Source organism: Salinibacillus aidingensis (assembly GCF_039522525.1).
GTDB lineage: Bacteria > Bacillota > Bacilli > Bacillales > Alkalibacillaceae > Salinibacillus > Salinibacillus aidingensis.
Genome location: NZ_BAAADO010000003.1, coordinates 405,951 through 419,395 on the forward strand (window position 1 = coordinate 405,951; position 13,445 = coordinate 419,395).

Sequence of the window (13,445 nt, forward strand, 5' to 3'; positions counted from 1 at the left end):
TTGTATTATTTATTTTAACATATCAGAAAATTATGTCGTACAATGCTTTTGTCCCAATGTTATAATAAATCTATGAAAGGAAAGGAGGAGTCGGAGTGTCTGATTTAAAGCAGGTACCAAGTCAGGAGGTTGAACAGGCAGCAAGAGCCGCACTGACCAGTCGGGGAGTACTTATAGAGGATATTGCTCAAATTGTCTATGATATGCAGCATCCTTATAATGAGGGATTAACCATAGATGAGTGTGTTCTGAGTGTAGATCGGGTATTGGAAAAACGGGAAATTCAGCATGCCATCCTGGTAGGCATTGAACTTGACAAACTGGCCGAGGAAAAAAAGCTTTCAGAGCCATTACAATCAATTATTGAAACTGATGAAGGATTGTTCGGTGTTGATGAAACGCTGGCTTTAGGTGCAACCTTCAGCTACGGGAGTATAGCTCTGACAACGTATGGTTATTTGGATAAAAACAAAGTAGGGATCATTAACAAATTGGATACGAAGCGAAGCAATCAGGTCCACACGTTTTTAGATGACATAGTGGGAAGTATTGCAGCAACAGCTTCGAGTCGTTTGGCTCACCGTCTTCGTGATGCTCAGGATGAGGTACCAAGAGAGGAAGCTGAACGAAGAGACGAAGAGGATCGTCTTGGCTGAGACTAAAAAATAAAAACAGGAATGAACCAGCTGTCAGCTCTGCCCCGAGGCTGAGGATGGCAGGTTCATTCCTGTTTTTTATTGTGGAGAAATTTATAATAGTAGATTAAGTATGAAATCAGGTGAGGCCACATCCGTCGCTTGCGCCTTTGTAATTTCCATGAATTTTTATGACTAAAAAAACGAAGAAATTCAAACACTATTTATAAGTACGTCTTAACTAGGAGGTCATGAATGAAAGCCAACGCACTTACCTGGTTCATCATTGCTATTTCTATATTTACATACACCGTGGAGACTCCTCTTATTGTCCAGGCTGAACAGCTGCATCTCCCCGATATGAAAGCATCTTCAAAAGCTGAAGATTTAAGCATTACGTATGAGGAAGTAAAGGAAACCGAGCCGGAGTATAAAATAAATGTAAAGATTCCTTCTATTAAAGGGATGAAGGATGATGTTTTTCAGATGAAGTTTAATGTTGGAATCAAGGCAAAGGCTGAGAAAAAGATCGGGGAATTCAAAAAAGAAGCTGTACAATTTGCTAAGGAATTAGAGCAAAAAGGTCAGCCTTTGCGTCCTTTTCAATTACAAGTGGATCCAGCAGTTAAAAAGAAAGGAGAGCTTATCTCCATCTTAAACGAAGTTTTTGTGTATAAGGGGGGAGCTAACGGTATTCAAAAGGTTCAGACCCTTAATATATTAAACCAGAATCAGGCCAAAAAGCTTTCCTTTTCTGACATTTTTAAAGAGGGTGCGGACTATAAGAAGAAAGTCAATGAGCTTGTTAAGCAGGCTATTGAAAGAAGGAGGGAAGCAGGGGAGGCATTCTTTGAAGGTGAAGAAGGTTTTCAGACCGCAACAAAGGACCAGTCCTTTTATTTTGAAGACCGGAAGCTTGTACTTGTGTTTGATGAATATGAAATTGCGCCCGGAGTAATGGGAACGCCGGCATTTCCAATTTCCCTGGAGGATATTAAGGATTTATTAAAGCCGGAGATATACAATGCTGTTCTTCATAGCTGATTGATTTGTGGTCACCTGCATATACAAAGAGACTGAACCTGTATGTGGTTCAGCCTCTTTTTCATTCATTTCAATCATTAGGAAAGCGAACCGAAACTAAACTGGATCATGTCAGTCTGATTTCCTATTTAGCCTTCTTTACAGGTTTAGTTGGAACCTTCCTTTACGCTGGAACATCAGTGTTCCGAGACGCTGGCTGTCCATCTCCCTGAATGGGTTGGTATATCCCGGCATGGCCTGCGTTTGGGCAACAAGCATCATGTCCTCGTTATAAAGACCAATTTAAGGTAGACCATCGAAAAACAACAAGAAAAATGATACCGACAAAAAGCATGAGCATGACGCTAATAAATAGTTTAGCCTCCTGCAGCATTGAAAATCCCCCCTAATTAAATCCCGTTCTGAATTTATCTTACCGGTAAAAAAGTCGTGCAATAGTGACGGAACTCACGTATTAAATGTGAAAATAATCAATCTTTTTTACTATGAAGGGAGTGTAAAGGGGGCAGAGAGGAATGAAATGCTGCCTGCTTGAAATCTAAAGCTGATGAAGGACAAATCCGAGCGGGAATAACGGGTAATTTCATAGAGTGAGACGTTTCCTATAAAAATAGCAGGCCGAGAATAAAAAGCTCTCAACCTGCTAAAGTGCAATTTTTGGCTATCAAAATATCTGTGTACAAGGGAGTACTGTAATAAACTTACTTATAACTGATCGCCTGGTTTCCAAATTGGTTCCAGCCGGCAATAAACTTGTCTTTTGCTACTTTTCGATTTTTCATATTAGCTAAAGGATCATTGAAGTAAACATAATGATCATCATAGCCAGTGATTAAAACAGAGTGCATTTTATACGTAACCTTAACCTTTCCGGACGGTGTGTTCCACGTTTCCCAATAAGACTCTGGAACATAGGAGAACCAGCTGGTTGTGAGCACCCATACAGGCTTTCCTTTATCAATTTGATTTAATACACGGTCGAAGCTATTTCCAGTAAGGTCAACGATTCTCCCGGGTAAGTATTTTTCACCTAAATCCGCAATGGGGTCATGAAATACTCCAAGTCCGGGTTTATCAAAGGTATACATATTTCCAACAAATCCATTATTAGGATGACCGAAATGGACCTGCCCATTTTTTTTGCTGAAAGGTGTTGGATCCTTTCTGACCTCTTTAGCTAATGTCATTTTATCCACATTAACTCCCGCATGAGCTAACATCATCGATAGCGTTGTTACTTCACAGCCTCGTGGCAATTCAGGCATCTGAGAAACCAGAGGAGCAGATAACAGCTTTCTGTCTGATTGTTTTTCTCTGGCTTTCTGTTTGGCCTGCGGATCATAGTCTTCCACAATATTGGAGGAAATCCATCCCTTATTCTGATCCCCAAATTTAACATGGTACCAGGTTATATCTTCTACTTTCGCTTTTTCAAAGACATCCAGCTTTGTATAACGTTTTAGTGTAGTTATCTTAGAATAACTGGTATGTGGACCTTTTCGAATATTTGCAGCCTGAACGGCAATTTGCTTCGTGTCTTTATGTTCTGTGAGGTTAAAGGATAGCTGTTGGATTTGTTGCTGTTTTTCCTTTTTTGCTGCTTCCTTCTGCTGATTATTCTTGTTGTCCTTCTGTTTTGCAGCAGCAGATTCCACCTCTTTGCTTGATTCTTTCTCTTGACTCTTCATCCTGAGGAGATCCGTCTGTTTCGCTGCAGGGCTTTCACTCTTTGTCATTAGTTGCCCGGCGGTTAACGGATTTTCTGTCTGCTTCCCGGCTAACGTTCTCTCATCTGCCTGCTTTGCTGTATTGCAGCCTGTTAATAGAATAAATAAAAATATGAATACTATGACGAAAAAACGATTCATCATATACGCCTCCTATTTTTGTATATTTAATAGTGCAAAAGACTACAAAATTATTTTTTCACAATAAAATAAAGGATGGAAGTAGTTTACTAGAAGGCTATAATGAAGTCAACTAAATGTGTGTAAAAAACCCCTTAATTGAAAGGGGTTAGAACATAAGCATTTCTTTAGCTCGCCGACTCATTTTGTCGGGGGTCCATGCCGGTGTCCATACCAGATCCACCTCCACATTCTGAACCTCATCTGTACTGTACAGAACTGTCTCAACTCCTCCAACAATTGTGTCGTGAAGCGGACATCCTGGAGTAGTCAGAGTTAACCGGACATAGACTTCACTGTTTTCTTTTACTTGAACCATATAGACAAGACCTAAATCCATGATATTCATGTTCAGCTCAGGATCGATAACTTCATACAAAGCTTCTCCAACCTGTTCTTCTAAACTCACTTTGCTCATCTCCTATTCCTATTTCAAGGGCAGAACCTGCTTAATCCAGATAAACCAGAACCTGTTTGAATTAACCTTTAATATCATCAGTAGGAGATTTTCTATTTTGTTAGAATTCGTCCTATTGAAATACTGAACGCAAGGGCAAATAAAAACCAGATTCCCTGAAACACCTGTAAACCTGTCACACTGTTGAAAAAGGCAGCGATAACATTTCCAAATGTTGCCGCCACAATGCCGGAATAAATGATGACACTTGATTTTTCCCGGATTAAATCCTTTAACATGGGCACTTTTTCCTTACCAACACGATCAGCATATTTTAATGTCCACCATAGGACCGGAACAATTTTCTTGAGGTATCCCAGTGTGCTGAATAGTATCCAGGAAACCAGATACAGGTAAATGAGCAGCCCCCAGATTTTTGAATGGCCGGGTAAAAGGATACTTACTACGAATGTTAGAAAATGAATCGTTCAGCCAAAATATACAGAAATCATGGCAAAAAGGGTAAGAAAGGCCACTGGAACCAGCTGATACATAGCCCCCATAACGACCATAACGGGCAAACCCCAAAATGAGTAAATGAAAGGCCATCCACAGCGCGGGGGTTCGATAATAGCCTTCAGCAATCAAATCAGCATTTTGAAATAAAATCCATTGGGAGACGACTAATGCAATCATACTGCTTAATATAAAAGAAAAAGGAAGCTTTAAATTGACTTTTGTTTGCTGAAAACTCATTGTACATCACCTTTATTTATAGATCGTAATGATAAAGCCGCCATCCTCGTAAGGCTCACATTCATAGCGGATTCCCTGTTCGTCCAGTTCCTGAAACAGAAACATAGGTCTGCGATCGTTAATGATGGAAAGCTGTTCTCCTGGCTCTAATTCCTCGAACTCTAATTCCTCGAGCTTATCCAATGTACGTATCATTGGCTGTGGAGGCTGTAATCCCCTATTATCTAATGTGGTCATTTTTTTCACCTTCCCTTTTTCGGAATGTTACTTTCCAATGCTTTTTTTCAAGCTTTTCTTCTTCATGATCAAATCCCTTTCGATCCAATACTTTAAAAAGGGGGATAGGCTTAAATGGAGCATGTAAAATTAAACCCTGACCTTCCTCCAGATTTTTAATGGCATTCATGATTTTATGAAATGGCTCCTTATTTAAGCGGATATCCTCGCGAACGTCTACTTCAACAAAGGATTGCAATTCCTGTTCAAGCTGATCAATGTTTATAAATAAATTTCCTGTCGCTCCGGAATAGATAATTTTCTTTTTCTTTAATTGAGTCAGAGTCCGGCTAACCGATTTCCGGGTTCTGGATTAAAAATTGCTCAAAGGAGAAGATGGGAATAAAAATTAATATACCATCCTCAATCATTTCTGAATGGACAGGGTAGTTATCTTTACGGAAAAATCCTGCATGTGGAAAAATATCTCCTGGTTTTAAAACATTAACGATCTGTTCCTTTAATTCATCATTCTTATCATCCTTTCAACCCACTTTAAAACAGCCTCTAATATAGTGATACAACGAAATGAAATCGTATGAAGTGATAAAAATCATAGTTGATGCTTGCGTTATCTCACATCATGGCTGTAAAACATCGATTATGATGAATATGTAAAATAACAAGACGAGCTGAAAAGAGCTTAATGAAAATAAGGAGGGAATAAAAATGATTGAACAACAACACGAATTTGTAACAGAGATTATGGCTCCGGAAATTGAACCAAGAATTCGCCACTCTAAGATTTTTGAAGCCTTTGATGGATTACAATCCGGAGAGGTCATGAAATTAGTCAACGACCACGATCCACGTCCACTTCATTACCAATTCATGATTGAGCGTGAAGGAGAATTTACCTGGGAGTATCTGCAGGAAGGACCAGCTCTTTGGAAGGTCGCAATTGTTAAAAATAAACAAATAAATCAAACATACTTCATATGTCAGCATTCCTGAAATGGGATGCTGATTTTTTTGATTCAAGCGCACGATTTTAATTAGACTCAATTGTAAAAAATTAGCTAAATAAAATAAAAAAGGTTTATGTAAAATAAGCATGTGAATGAAGAAAAGCGTAGGCGACTGTTCAGGTACGTAAGCTAGATAAAAGAAAAGGAAGGATAGGACATGAGAAATTTCATGCTTAAGCTATGGCTGTATTTTGATCCCCTGTATTTCCGATTTACACGGTTAAAATATATTGGAATGCACCGGGGGAGTACGAGTAATATTTTCCGGGTTAGATTGACCCGATTTAAAGGCGGGCCCATTCGCCTATCTGATGGAACCGTTATAGAAAAAAATGATTTACTGCTCAAAATTCATCTGCATAATGTCCGTTTACTTCATGATTTAAAAAATGAGGCCAGCGAAGTGAAAAAGGCATTTATGGTCTATGAAAGAGTCAGGGATTCCATGCCGGGACTGGCAACCTATGTGCTTACACATAAACGTCATCAGGAAATTAAGGCTGTGATGGGAATTACATCACTCAATAAGGGGGCCGGTCGGCTTGGGTTTGAAATCAATCATATCAAAAGCCCGGCTTATAAGTGGATGAAAAAAATGACGTTTTATCCAATTCATATATTATCCCTGTCTGAACCTTCCTTAAATAATATGATCAATCAGCCTTCCCCCAATTATATTTTAATGTCCAAAAATCAATTATTGACGAATTATATACACAGACCGCTGGAGAAGGTGATAAGAAACAGAAAAAAAGCCGCCAGAAGCTCAATGTCCTGAGCTTAAGGCGACTTTTTTCATATGGTGTGGCTAACTGACGGCATTCGCTTTGGAAACCGCCGGAATGGAAATACGGTGAAAAGTTACTTCAGGGCGGCTGCCGATTCTGATGTTGACGCCTGTCTGTCCTAACCCCTCGCTGATGTAGAAGCTTTTTTCCTGATAGCTTTGCAGTCCTTTAATCATATTCATTTTAGGCAACTTGCCCATTTTAGCCAGATGATAGGCTTTAGGGTACAGAATCTGCCCACCATGAAAGTGACCGGATAACAGATAATCAAAGTCAAAGTCCTTCATATGAAGCACAGCGTTGGGATCGTGGGTCAGAACCAGATTATATCCGTCCGCCAGCCCATCATAAGACTTTTCAAACTGACTGCGTCCCGTACTAAAGTCATCAATCCCAATGATATTTACCTTTTCTCCGTTCACATGAATAGAGGCATTTTCATTTTGCATAGTGTAGCAATCATAATTCTCCAGCGTCTCTTTAAGTTTTTTAAAGTTTTCCTCATTTAGAACATAATCATGATTGCCAAAAATCGCATAGGTACCGTGTACTGGTTTAAGTTTTTGAAATACCTTCAAATAAGGAATAAGCTTCGGAATTGTTCGTTTTCGGTCTAAAAAGTCACCGGTTAAAGCTATGATGTCGATGGATTCATTTTTCAGTTTTTCATAGAGTTGTTCCGGGGATATGGAAATATGTTCCAGATGCATATCGGAAATGTGAAGTATATTAAGCTGCGTAGTGTTTGTTTGAGAGGATCCATCATGATTAAGGGTTATATGATTCATGGCGATGCTTTGGGTATTCTTATAGGCTTTATAGAAACCGATAATAATCGGAATGATAACCAGAAAAATAAGCAGTAGATTCATAGAAACACCTCCTTAATCATTATACTAGGAATTTGGCCTCAATGAAGTGGGAATTACAGGGGCAGGCTCCATAATATGGATGTTATTATCTTCTCCCGCAAACTTGAGGTTAACCGTTAATTGGTAACGACGAGACAGGGTTACTTCGGCAGGAAATGGTGTTAAAGCCTGAGGTTTGTAATTTTACTTAGGATAGTACAGGATCAGGAACACATACTAAAAAGGCGAAAGCAAGCAGTTTTCCATTGTATAAGTATCACTTAATCCTTATAACAGGAGCATGATGATCATGAAAAAGGTATTGTTTCTTCCGTTTTTACAAATTTCCTCGGGGCATCATCAGGTTGCCGATTCGCTAAGGGACGGGCTCAAGGAACTCGATCCTGCTATTGAATGCGATAAGGTCGATATTCTGCACTATGGTTATGGAAGGATCGAGCGGATGATCTCAGCCATTTATTTAAAATGGATTGATTCTTTTCCGCAAGTTTACAGCTGGATCTACCGCAAAATTGTCGTTGAAGGTCAGTATGAAGAGAAACGGTATCGGCATTACGAATGGTTGTTTATTCGGGTTATCGAGGACATATTAACTGAAAAACAGCCGGATCTGATCGTCTGCACCCATGCGCTGCCTTCTTATTTATTAAGCAGGTTAAAAGAGCGGAAGAAAATTTCAACTCCTGTTGTGAACGTGTATACCGATTATTTTATCCATCAGCTATGGGGAACAAGGAATATTGAATTTCACTTTGTTCCTTCCCTGAGAATGAAGGAATATCTGCTTAAGAAAGGGGTCACTGAAAATCGGATTTTTGTAACAGGCATCCCGGTTCATCGGAAGTTTTCACCTGTGAAGGACCAGCCTCATCAAGAGCGAACCAGGCTCAACCTTATGATTACAGGTGGAAATTTAGGTGTAGGCTTAATTGAAAACTTTGTGGCCAGGGTAAAGAATGAAAGCATTCAGTATCGGGTCCTTTGCGGCAAAAATCAGTCCTTATATCAACGGTTGAACGAGCTTCACCATTCTAATGTGACGCCTATTCCTTATATATCCTCCCGTGAAGAAATGGATTCCATGTATGAGACCTGTGATGGAATTATTACAAAACCGGGGGGCGTGACCATTAGTGAAAGTTTGTTAAAAAGAGTGCCCATATTTGTTTATCATACCCTTCCCGGGCAGGAAGAGTTAAACATGGAACAGCTACGGAATCTTGGTTTAGCTACCAGCTTTCAAACCTGGCAGTCTAATCAAAACTTTGAAAACATGCTGGTAAAGTTTTATGAGAATGACAACACGATCATTAGATACAATCAAAAGCTCAATCAATATCATGCAAGCCTCGAACCAGAATCCCCGGAGGAATTGCTTTATAAGTTGGGGACTGTCCCGCACTCCATTAACGCGTTAACGCGTTAATGAACGTGGGGACAGTCCCTGCATAAAATTCCAGTGCCTGACACATGATAAGATTCAAAGACGTGTCGTGGAGGTTTGGGGTATGAAGAAGAAGTTTCGAAGTTTAATGGGAAAGTCTAAATCAAAATCTGCGAAATCAAAGAAAGCTCAGCAGCAAACCTCCTCCAATCATCAACAGCCACTGACGGGTGCAGTCAATAACGATGTACAGTATATCCAAAACGGGATGGGAAACAGTTCCGATCTTGTCACTCGTTTATTTCAAATTGGAACCGATTATCCTGTTCAGGCAGCGGTAATTTATACAGATGGACTCGTGGATAAAAATTTTGTTCAGAACTTCATCATGGAAACCTTAATGGTGGATATCCGTGTGTCTGACCAGGGACAGAACCCTCTTGAAATGAAAGATATCTTAACCCAAATGAAGGATCGTTCCTTAGCCACGAGTGACATAAGAGAACTTACGGATTATCAAACGGTTTATGAGGAAATTTTATCAGGGAACACTGTCCTCTTATTAAACGGATTTATGATAGGGTTGGCGATTTCTTCCCCGGGCTATGAGAGCCGAAGCGTTGAAGAACCCTCATCACAGCCGGTAGTCCGCGGGCCCAAAGAGGGTTTTACCGAAGTATTATGGACAAACACGAGTCTTATACGGAGAAGAATTAAGGATCCGAATCTTTGGATTGAATCGAAAAAAATCGGAAAGAAATCAAACACTGATGTTGCCGTCTGCTATATAAATGGAGTCGCCAATGATGATATTGTTCAAGAGGTCCATCGCAGGCTGGATAAGATTAATATCGACGGAATTCTCGAAAGTGGTTACATAGAAGAACTGATTCAGGATGAAACGTTTACCCCTTTTCCAACCTTGTATAATACTGAGCGGCCGGATAGTATTTGTGCAGGTCTGCTGGAGGGGAGGATAGCTATTTTAGTAGATGGGACACCATTTGCATTATTGGCACCTACCGTATTTATTCATTATTTTCAGGCAACTGAAGATTATTATCAGCGATCGGATATCGGATCGTTAATGCGCCTGCTTCGATTTCTCTGTTTTTTTCTCGCTTTATTAACCCCATCTGCTTATATTGCATTAACCACGTTTCATCAGGAAATGATTCCTACCCCATTGCTGATCAGTCTGGCTGCCCAGAGAGAGGGGGTTCCCTTTCCGGCGTTTGTTGAAGCCTTCATGATGGAGGTTACTTTTGAAATTTTAAGAGAAGCAGGAACAAGAATGCCCAAAGCCGTTGGTTCTGCTATACAGGTCGTTGGAGCTCTAGTGATAGGTCAGGCCGCTGTTGAAGCAGGGATAGTATCCTCGGCAATGGTCATTGTTGTGGCCTTAACCGCAATCAGCAGTTTTGTCACACCTGCTTTCAATATGACGATTTCCATACGAATCATTCGTTTTGGCTTCATGATGGTAGCTGCAGTGTTTGGTCTCATTGGGATTATTTTAGGATTGATTATCTTAATTTTGCATTTATCCAGTTTACGCTCCTTTGGGATTCCATATCTTGCGCCTATGGGACCGTTCATTGCCAGTGATCAGAAGGATGTCCTTTTACGTCTGCCTTTTTGGAAAATGGGAGAAAGGCAGAAGCTGATTAACAAAAAGAATGTTGTCCGGGGTAATACTTCATCTCCAAGGCCTCCGAACAACAAGAATGATCAATAGGAGATTATGCTTATGATCAAAAAGCTTCAGGGAATTGGCTTATGTTTAATAGTAGCTCTGAGCATTTCGGGCTGCTGGAGTTCCAGAGAATTAACAGATATTGCTATTGTTACCGCACTCGGGATCGATAAGGAAGGGGAAGATATAAAAGTAACGGCTCAGGTGATTAATCCAAGTGAGAATGCCGGTCAAACGTTTACCACACGAACAGCTGTCACCACTTTTACATCCACTGGACAGACCTTATTTGAAACCATCCGGCGGTTAACGACATTGGCCCCAAGGAAGCTTTATTTGAGCCATATTCGAATGATTATTTTTGGTGAGGAATATGCAAAACAGGGGATTGGCGACAGCCTCGATTTTATCTCCCGTGATCACGAAATGAGAACGGATTTTAACTTTGCGATTGCTCGAAATTATGATGCAGAAGACATTATCAACATTTTAACCCCTATAGAAAAGATTCCGGCGAACAAAATCTTTTCCACTTTAAAGTCTTCACATAATTTCTGGGCCCCAACAAAGGTAGTCCAGCTTGATGAACTGATTGCTTCCATGACATCAAAGGGGAAAGAGGCGGTTCTGACTGAATTAGTCATATTAGGGGATGTGAACCTGGGTCAAAATCTTGAAAACGTACAGAATGTCCCTCCTTATGCCTCCATTAAGTCCAGTGGTCTTGGTGTCTTTCAAAATGATAAATTGGTGGGCTGGCTGGATGAGGATCAAAGCAGAGGGTTTAACATCATTACAAACAATATTCAAAATACTACCGGAGTCGTTCCTTGTGGAAAAAATGGGGAATTATCAGTTGAGGCATTTAAAAATTCTACAGAACTGAAAGGAACGATTAAGGGCAATAAACCGAAAATGAAAATCAAGTTTACGTCAGAAGCCAATATCGCTGATGTATCCTGCAGCATTGATTTTACGAATCAGAAGACAATAAAAAAATATGAAAAAAAAATGGAGAATGAAGCGAAAAATGTAATAAAAGCCAGTGTGAAAAGGGCACAGGAACTAGAAGCGGATATATTTGGCTTTGGAGAGGTGCTTAGCCGCTCGAACCCAAAGAAGTGGAAAAAGATTCAGAAAAATTGGGAGGAAACATTTGTTCAAGATTTAGAAGTGGATGTGAAAGTGGATGTGAAAATAAGAAGGACCGGAACGATAACCCAGCCGTTTATGAAAGACATTTCCGGGAAAAAACAGGGTGATCAGTAATGCTTAAGGTGATTTCGCTGCTTGTCGCTGCAGTTATTGTATTTAAGATTGATTATTCATCGGTAAAGACTGGTAAGAAACGGGAGCGCCGGGTTTACATGGCTTTTTTTGCCATTAGTTTAGGTCTGCTCATGCTTCATATATTGGATGTGCAGATTCCTTATGTGGTCCACGGAATAGGGGAAATTTACCACCCAATTTTTGAATCGTTTAATCAGAGACTTGATCAGCACCAGAGCTATAAAATGAATTAAAGGATACTTTGACGTGAGGAGGGATGGTTATGATTGAAAAAGGCAAAATTGACGCACGCCAGTTTACAGTATTAGTCGTCATGTATTCACTGGGGACATCAATTATTGCCATCCCGTCCACTATTTCAACATATGCACAGGAAAATGCCTGGATAACTATAATCCTAACTACTCTTATAGGCTTAATGATTGTTTTTTTACTGAATCAGGTGAACCGGATCAATAAAAATAAAAATCTTTTTGAACTGTTTGAATACGTTTTTGGAAAATGGATAGGAAAAAGCGTTACCGTCCTATTTCTTACCTTTGTCTATATCGTATCAGGAAAAAATTTAAGGCAGATCGGGGACTTCATCACAACACAGGTAATGGTGGAGACACCCATTCAGGTGATTATGCTCATTTTTGTATTAACCAGTCTATATGCTATTAAACTTGGAATTGAGGTTATAGGACGAACAAGTGAAATCTTTTTTCCATACGCATTCACCTCGCTGATGCTCCTGATTATTTTTGTGGCACCACAGGCAGATTTTAAAAACATACAGCCAGTATTGGTAAATAATATTGAGGGTGCTTTTTTAACGGTTTTTCCTACACTGGGCACACCCTATTTTGAATTAGTTGTTTTTTTGGCCTTATTACCGTACGTTAATCGGATCGGACCAGGGAGAAAAGCCTTTTACATAGGTGTTGGAATCGGCTCATTTCTGTTATTTGCCGTTACTTTAATGTCATTACTGGTGCTTGGGCCTGATTTTAGTGCGCGTAATGTCTATCCGACCTATATCCTCGGGAAAAAAATAAGTGGTATACAGTTTCTTGAGAGAATCGAAATATTAGTGGCTATTGCATGGTTTTTTACGATATTTTTTAAGATATCCATCAATTTTTATGTTTTGTCACTGGGTATGAGTCATTTGTTTCAGTTAAGGTCACCAAAAGTTTTATCTACTCCACTGGCGTTCCTGATTCTGATTGCGGGCGTGTACCTGGCTCCCAATATGATTGCCTATCAAAACTTTCTGGCCCATGATCTTGCGCCTCTTGCAGGTACATTTGGAATTGTGCTGCCGGTCCTGTTAATTATCGTAGCCCGACTCCGGAAAAAAAATAAAAAAAAGAAAAAGCGAAAAAAGAGGAAATAGCACTTTAACGCTTTAAAGGATGTGGGGACAGTCCCAAAAAAGGCCGCCTGT

16 protein-coding genes and 1 pseudogene are annotated in these 13,445 nt (G+C 39.9%); 9 read left to right on the forward strand and 8 right to left on the reverse strand.

All coding sequences use genetic code 11. The features are described from left to right. The first annotated feature begins 95 nt into the window (after positions 1-95). Positions 96-656 (forward strand): phosphatidylglycerophosphatase A family protein, encoded by a 561-nt coding sequence (locus ABD006_RS08945; RefSeq protein WP_343839892.1) that lies wholly within the window; start codon positions 96-98, stop codon positions 654-656. 234 nt (positions 657-890) lie between these two features. Next, positions 891-1,679 carry a DUF3298 and DUF4163 domain-containing protein gene (locus tag ABD006_RS08950; RefSeq protein WP_343839894.1) on the forward strand — a complete coding sequence of 263 codons (789 nt, stop codon included), beginning with the start codon at positions 891-893 and terminating at the stop codon, positions 1,677-1,679. Positions 1,680-2,380: 701 nt separating this feature from the next. On the opposite strand, the gene ABD006_RS08955 is transcribed toward ABD006_RS08950, so the two are convergent. From ABD006_RS08955 to ABD006_RS08985, 7 genes and pseudogenes are all read right to left on the reverse strand, one after another. Then, positions 2,381-3,547 (reverse strand): C39 family peptidase, encoded by a 1,167-nt coding sequence (locus tag ABD006_RS08955; protein ID WP_343839895.1) that lies wholly within the window; start codon positions 3,545-3,547, stop codon positions 2,381-2,383. A gap of 148 nt (positions 3,548-3,695) precedes the next feature. Further along, a complete protein-coding gene (locus ABD006_RS08960) occupies positions 3,696-4,004 on the reverse strand; it encodes a metal-sulfur cluster assembly factor (RefSeq protein WP_343839896.1) in 309 nt (102 codons plus the stop codon). Between the two features lie 92 nt (positions 4,005-4,096). Beyond that, positions 4,097-4,282, reverse strand: a complete 186-nt coding sequence (locus ABD006_RS08965) for a hypothetical protein (RefSeq protein WP_343839898.1) — start codon at positions 4,280-4,282, stop codon at positions 4,097-4,099. Between the two features lie 25 nt (positions 4,283-4,307). Beyond that, positions 4,308-4,739, reverse strand: coding sequence for a hypothetical protein (locus ABD006_RS08970; protein ID WP_343839899.1), 432 nt, complete (start codon positions 4,737-4,739; stop codon positions 4,308-4,310). Between the two features lie 12 nt (positions 4,740-4,751). Continuing rightward, positions 4,752-4,976 carry a DUF2249 domain-containing protein gene (locus ABD006_RS08975; RefSeq protein WP_343839900.1) on the reverse strand — a complete coding sequence of 75 codons (225 nt, stop codon included), beginning with the start codon at positions 4,974-4,976 and terminating at the stop codon, positions 4,752-4,754. Continuing rightward, positions 4,960-5,214 (reverse strand): DUF2249 domain-containing protein, encoded by a 255-nt coding sequence (locus ABD006_RS08980; protein WP_343839901.1) that lies wholly within the window; start codon positions 5,212-5,214, stop codon positions 4,960-4,962. The genes ABD006_RS08975 and ABD006_RS08980 overlap by 17 nt, the downstream gene beginning before the upstream one ends. Positions 5,215-5,305: 91 nt before the next feature. Next, a pseudogene (locus tag ABD006_RS08985) lies at positions 5,306-5,470 on the reverse strand (Crp/Fnr family transcriptional regulator); the annotation flags it as partial. A gap of 250 nt (positions 5,471-5,720) precedes the next feature. On the opposite strand from ABD006_RS08985, the gene ABD006_RS08990 reads away from it, so the two are divergent. Together ABD006_RS08990 and ABD006_RS08995 are read left to right on the forward strand one after the other, a co-directional pair. After that, positions 5,721-5,969 (forward strand): DUF2249 domain-containing protein, encoded by a 249-nt coding sequence (locus ABD006_RS08990; RefSeq protein ID WP_425542209.1) that lies wholly within the window; start codon positions 5,721-5,723, stop codon positions 5,967-5,969. Between the two features lie 171 nt (positions 5,970-6,140). Continuing rightward, complete coding sequence (locus ABD006_RS08995; RefSeq protein WP_343839904.1) at positions 6,141-6,761, forward strand: YkoP family protein; 621 nt, start codon at positions 6,141-6,143, stop codon at positions 6,759-6,761. A gap of 30 nt (positions 6,762-6,791) precedes the next feature. On the opposite strand, the gene ABD006_RS09000 is transcribed toward ABD006_RS08995, so the two are convergent. Further along, positions 6,792-7,643 (reverse strand): metallophosphoesterase, encoded by an 852-nt coding sequence (locus ABD006_RS09000; RefSeq protein ID WP_343839905.1) that lies wholly within the window; start codon positions 7,641-7,643, stop codon positions 6,792-6,794. A 289-nt stretch (positions 7,644-7,932) separates the two neighbouring features. Here ABD006_RS09000 and ABD006_RS09005 point away from each other — a divergent pair, with 289 nt between their 5' ends. From ABD006_RS09005 to ABD006_RS09025, 5 genes are all read left to right on the forward strand, one after another. Beyond that, positions 7,933-9,069, forward strand: a complete 1,137-nt coding sequence (locus ABD006_RS09005) for an MGDG synthase family glycosyltransferase (protein ID WP_343839907.1) — start codon at positions 7,933-7,935, stop codon at positions 9,067-9,069. A gap of 82 nt (positions 9,070-9,151) precedes the next feature. Next, a complete protein-coding gene (locus ABD006_RS09010) occupies positions 9,152-10,765 on the forward strand; it encodes a spore germination protein (protein WP_343839909.1) in 1,614 nt (537 codons plus the stop codon). A 12-nt stretch (positions 10,766-10,777) separates the two neighbouring features. Then, a complete protein-coding gene (locus tag ABD006_RS09015) occupies positions 10,778-11,992 on the forward strand; it encodes a Ger(x)C family spore germination protein (RefSeq protein WP_343839911.1) in 1,215 nt (404 codons plus the stop codon). Next, positions 11,992-12,246 carry a hypothetical protein gene (locus tag ABD006_RS09020; RefSeq protein ID WP_343839913.1) on the forward strand — a complete coding sequence of 85 codons (255 nt, stop codon included), beginning with the start codon at positions 11,992-11,994 and terminating at the stop codon, positions 12,244-12,246. The genes ABD006_RS09015 and ABD006_RS09020 overlap by 1 nt, the downstream gene beginning before the upstream one ends. 29 nt (positions 12,247-12,275) lie before the next feature. Then, positions 12,276-13,394 carry a GerAB/ArcD/ProY family transporter gene (locus ABD006_RS09025; RefSeq protein ID WP_343839915.1) on the forward strand — a complete coding sequence of 373 codons (1,119 nt, stop codon included), beginning with the start codon at positions 12,276-12,278 and terminating at the stop codon, positions 13,392-13,394. The last annotated feature ends 51 nt before the right edge of the window (positions 13,395-13,445 follow it).

What these genes read in the sequence shown, in the direction of transcription:
- ABD006_RS09020 (WP_343839913.1), top strand. Translation starts at nt 11,992, where the DNA reads ATGCTTAAGGTGATTTCGCTGCTTGTCGCTGCAGTTATTGTATTTAAG.
- ABD006_RS09010 (WP_343839909.1), top strand. Translation starts at nt 9,152, where the DNA reads ATGAAGAAGAAGTTTCGAAGTTTAATGGGAAAGTCTAAATCAAAATCT.
- ABD006_RS08960 (WP_343839896.1), bottom strand. Translation starts at nt 4,004, where the DNA reads ATGAGCAAAGTGAGTTTAGAAGAACAGGTTGGAGAAGCTTTGTATGAA.
- ABD006_RS09025 (WP_343839915.1), top strand. Translation starts at nt 12,276, where the DNA reads ATGATTGAAAAAGGCAAAATTGACGCACGCCAGTTTACAGTATTAGTC.
- ABD006_RS08955 (WP_343839895.1), bottom strand. Translation starts at nt 3,547, where the DNA reads ATGAATCGTTTTTTCGTCATAGTATTCATATTTTTATTTATTCTATTA.
- ABD006_RS08995 (WP_343839904.1), top strand. Translation starts at nt 6,141, where the DNA reads ATGAGAAATTTCATGCTTAAGCTATGGCTGTATTTTGATCCCCTGTAT.
- ABD006_RS08970 (WP_343839899.1), bottom strand. Translation starts at nt 4,739, where the DNA reads ATGAGTTTTCAGCAAACAAAAGTCAATTTAAAGCTTCCTTTTTCTTTT.
- ABD006_RS08950 (WP_343839894.1), top strand. Translation starts at nt 891, where the DNA reads ATGAAAGCCAACGCACTTACCTGGTTCATCATTGCTATTTCTATATTT.
- ABD006_RS08975 (WP_343839900.1), bottom strand. Translation starts at nt 4,976, where the DNA reads ATGACCACATTAGATAATAGGGGATTACAGCCTCCACAGCCAATGATA.
- ABD006_RS08965 (WP_343839898.1), bottom strand. Translation starts at nt 4,282, where the DNA reads ATGTTAAAGGATTTAATCCGGGAAAAATCAAGTGTCATCATTTATTCC.
- ABD006_RS09015 (WP_343839911.1), top strand. Translation starts at nt 10,778, where the DNA reads ATGATCAAAAAGCTTCAGGGAATTGGCTTATGTTTAATAGTAGCTCTG.
- ABD006_RS09005 (WP_343839907.1), top strand. Translation starts at nt 7,933, where the DNA reads ATGAAAAAGGTATTGTTTCTTCCGTTTTTACAAATTTCCTCGGGGCAT.
- ABD006_RS09000 (WP_343839905.1), bottom strand. Translation starts at nt 7,643, where the DNA reads ATGAATCTACTGCTTATTTTTCTGGTTATCATTCCGATTATTATCGGT.
- ABD006_RS08990 (WP_425542209.1), top strand. Translation starts at nt 5,721, where the DNA reads ATGGCTCCGGAAATTGAACCAAGAATTCGCCACTCTAAGATTTTTGAA.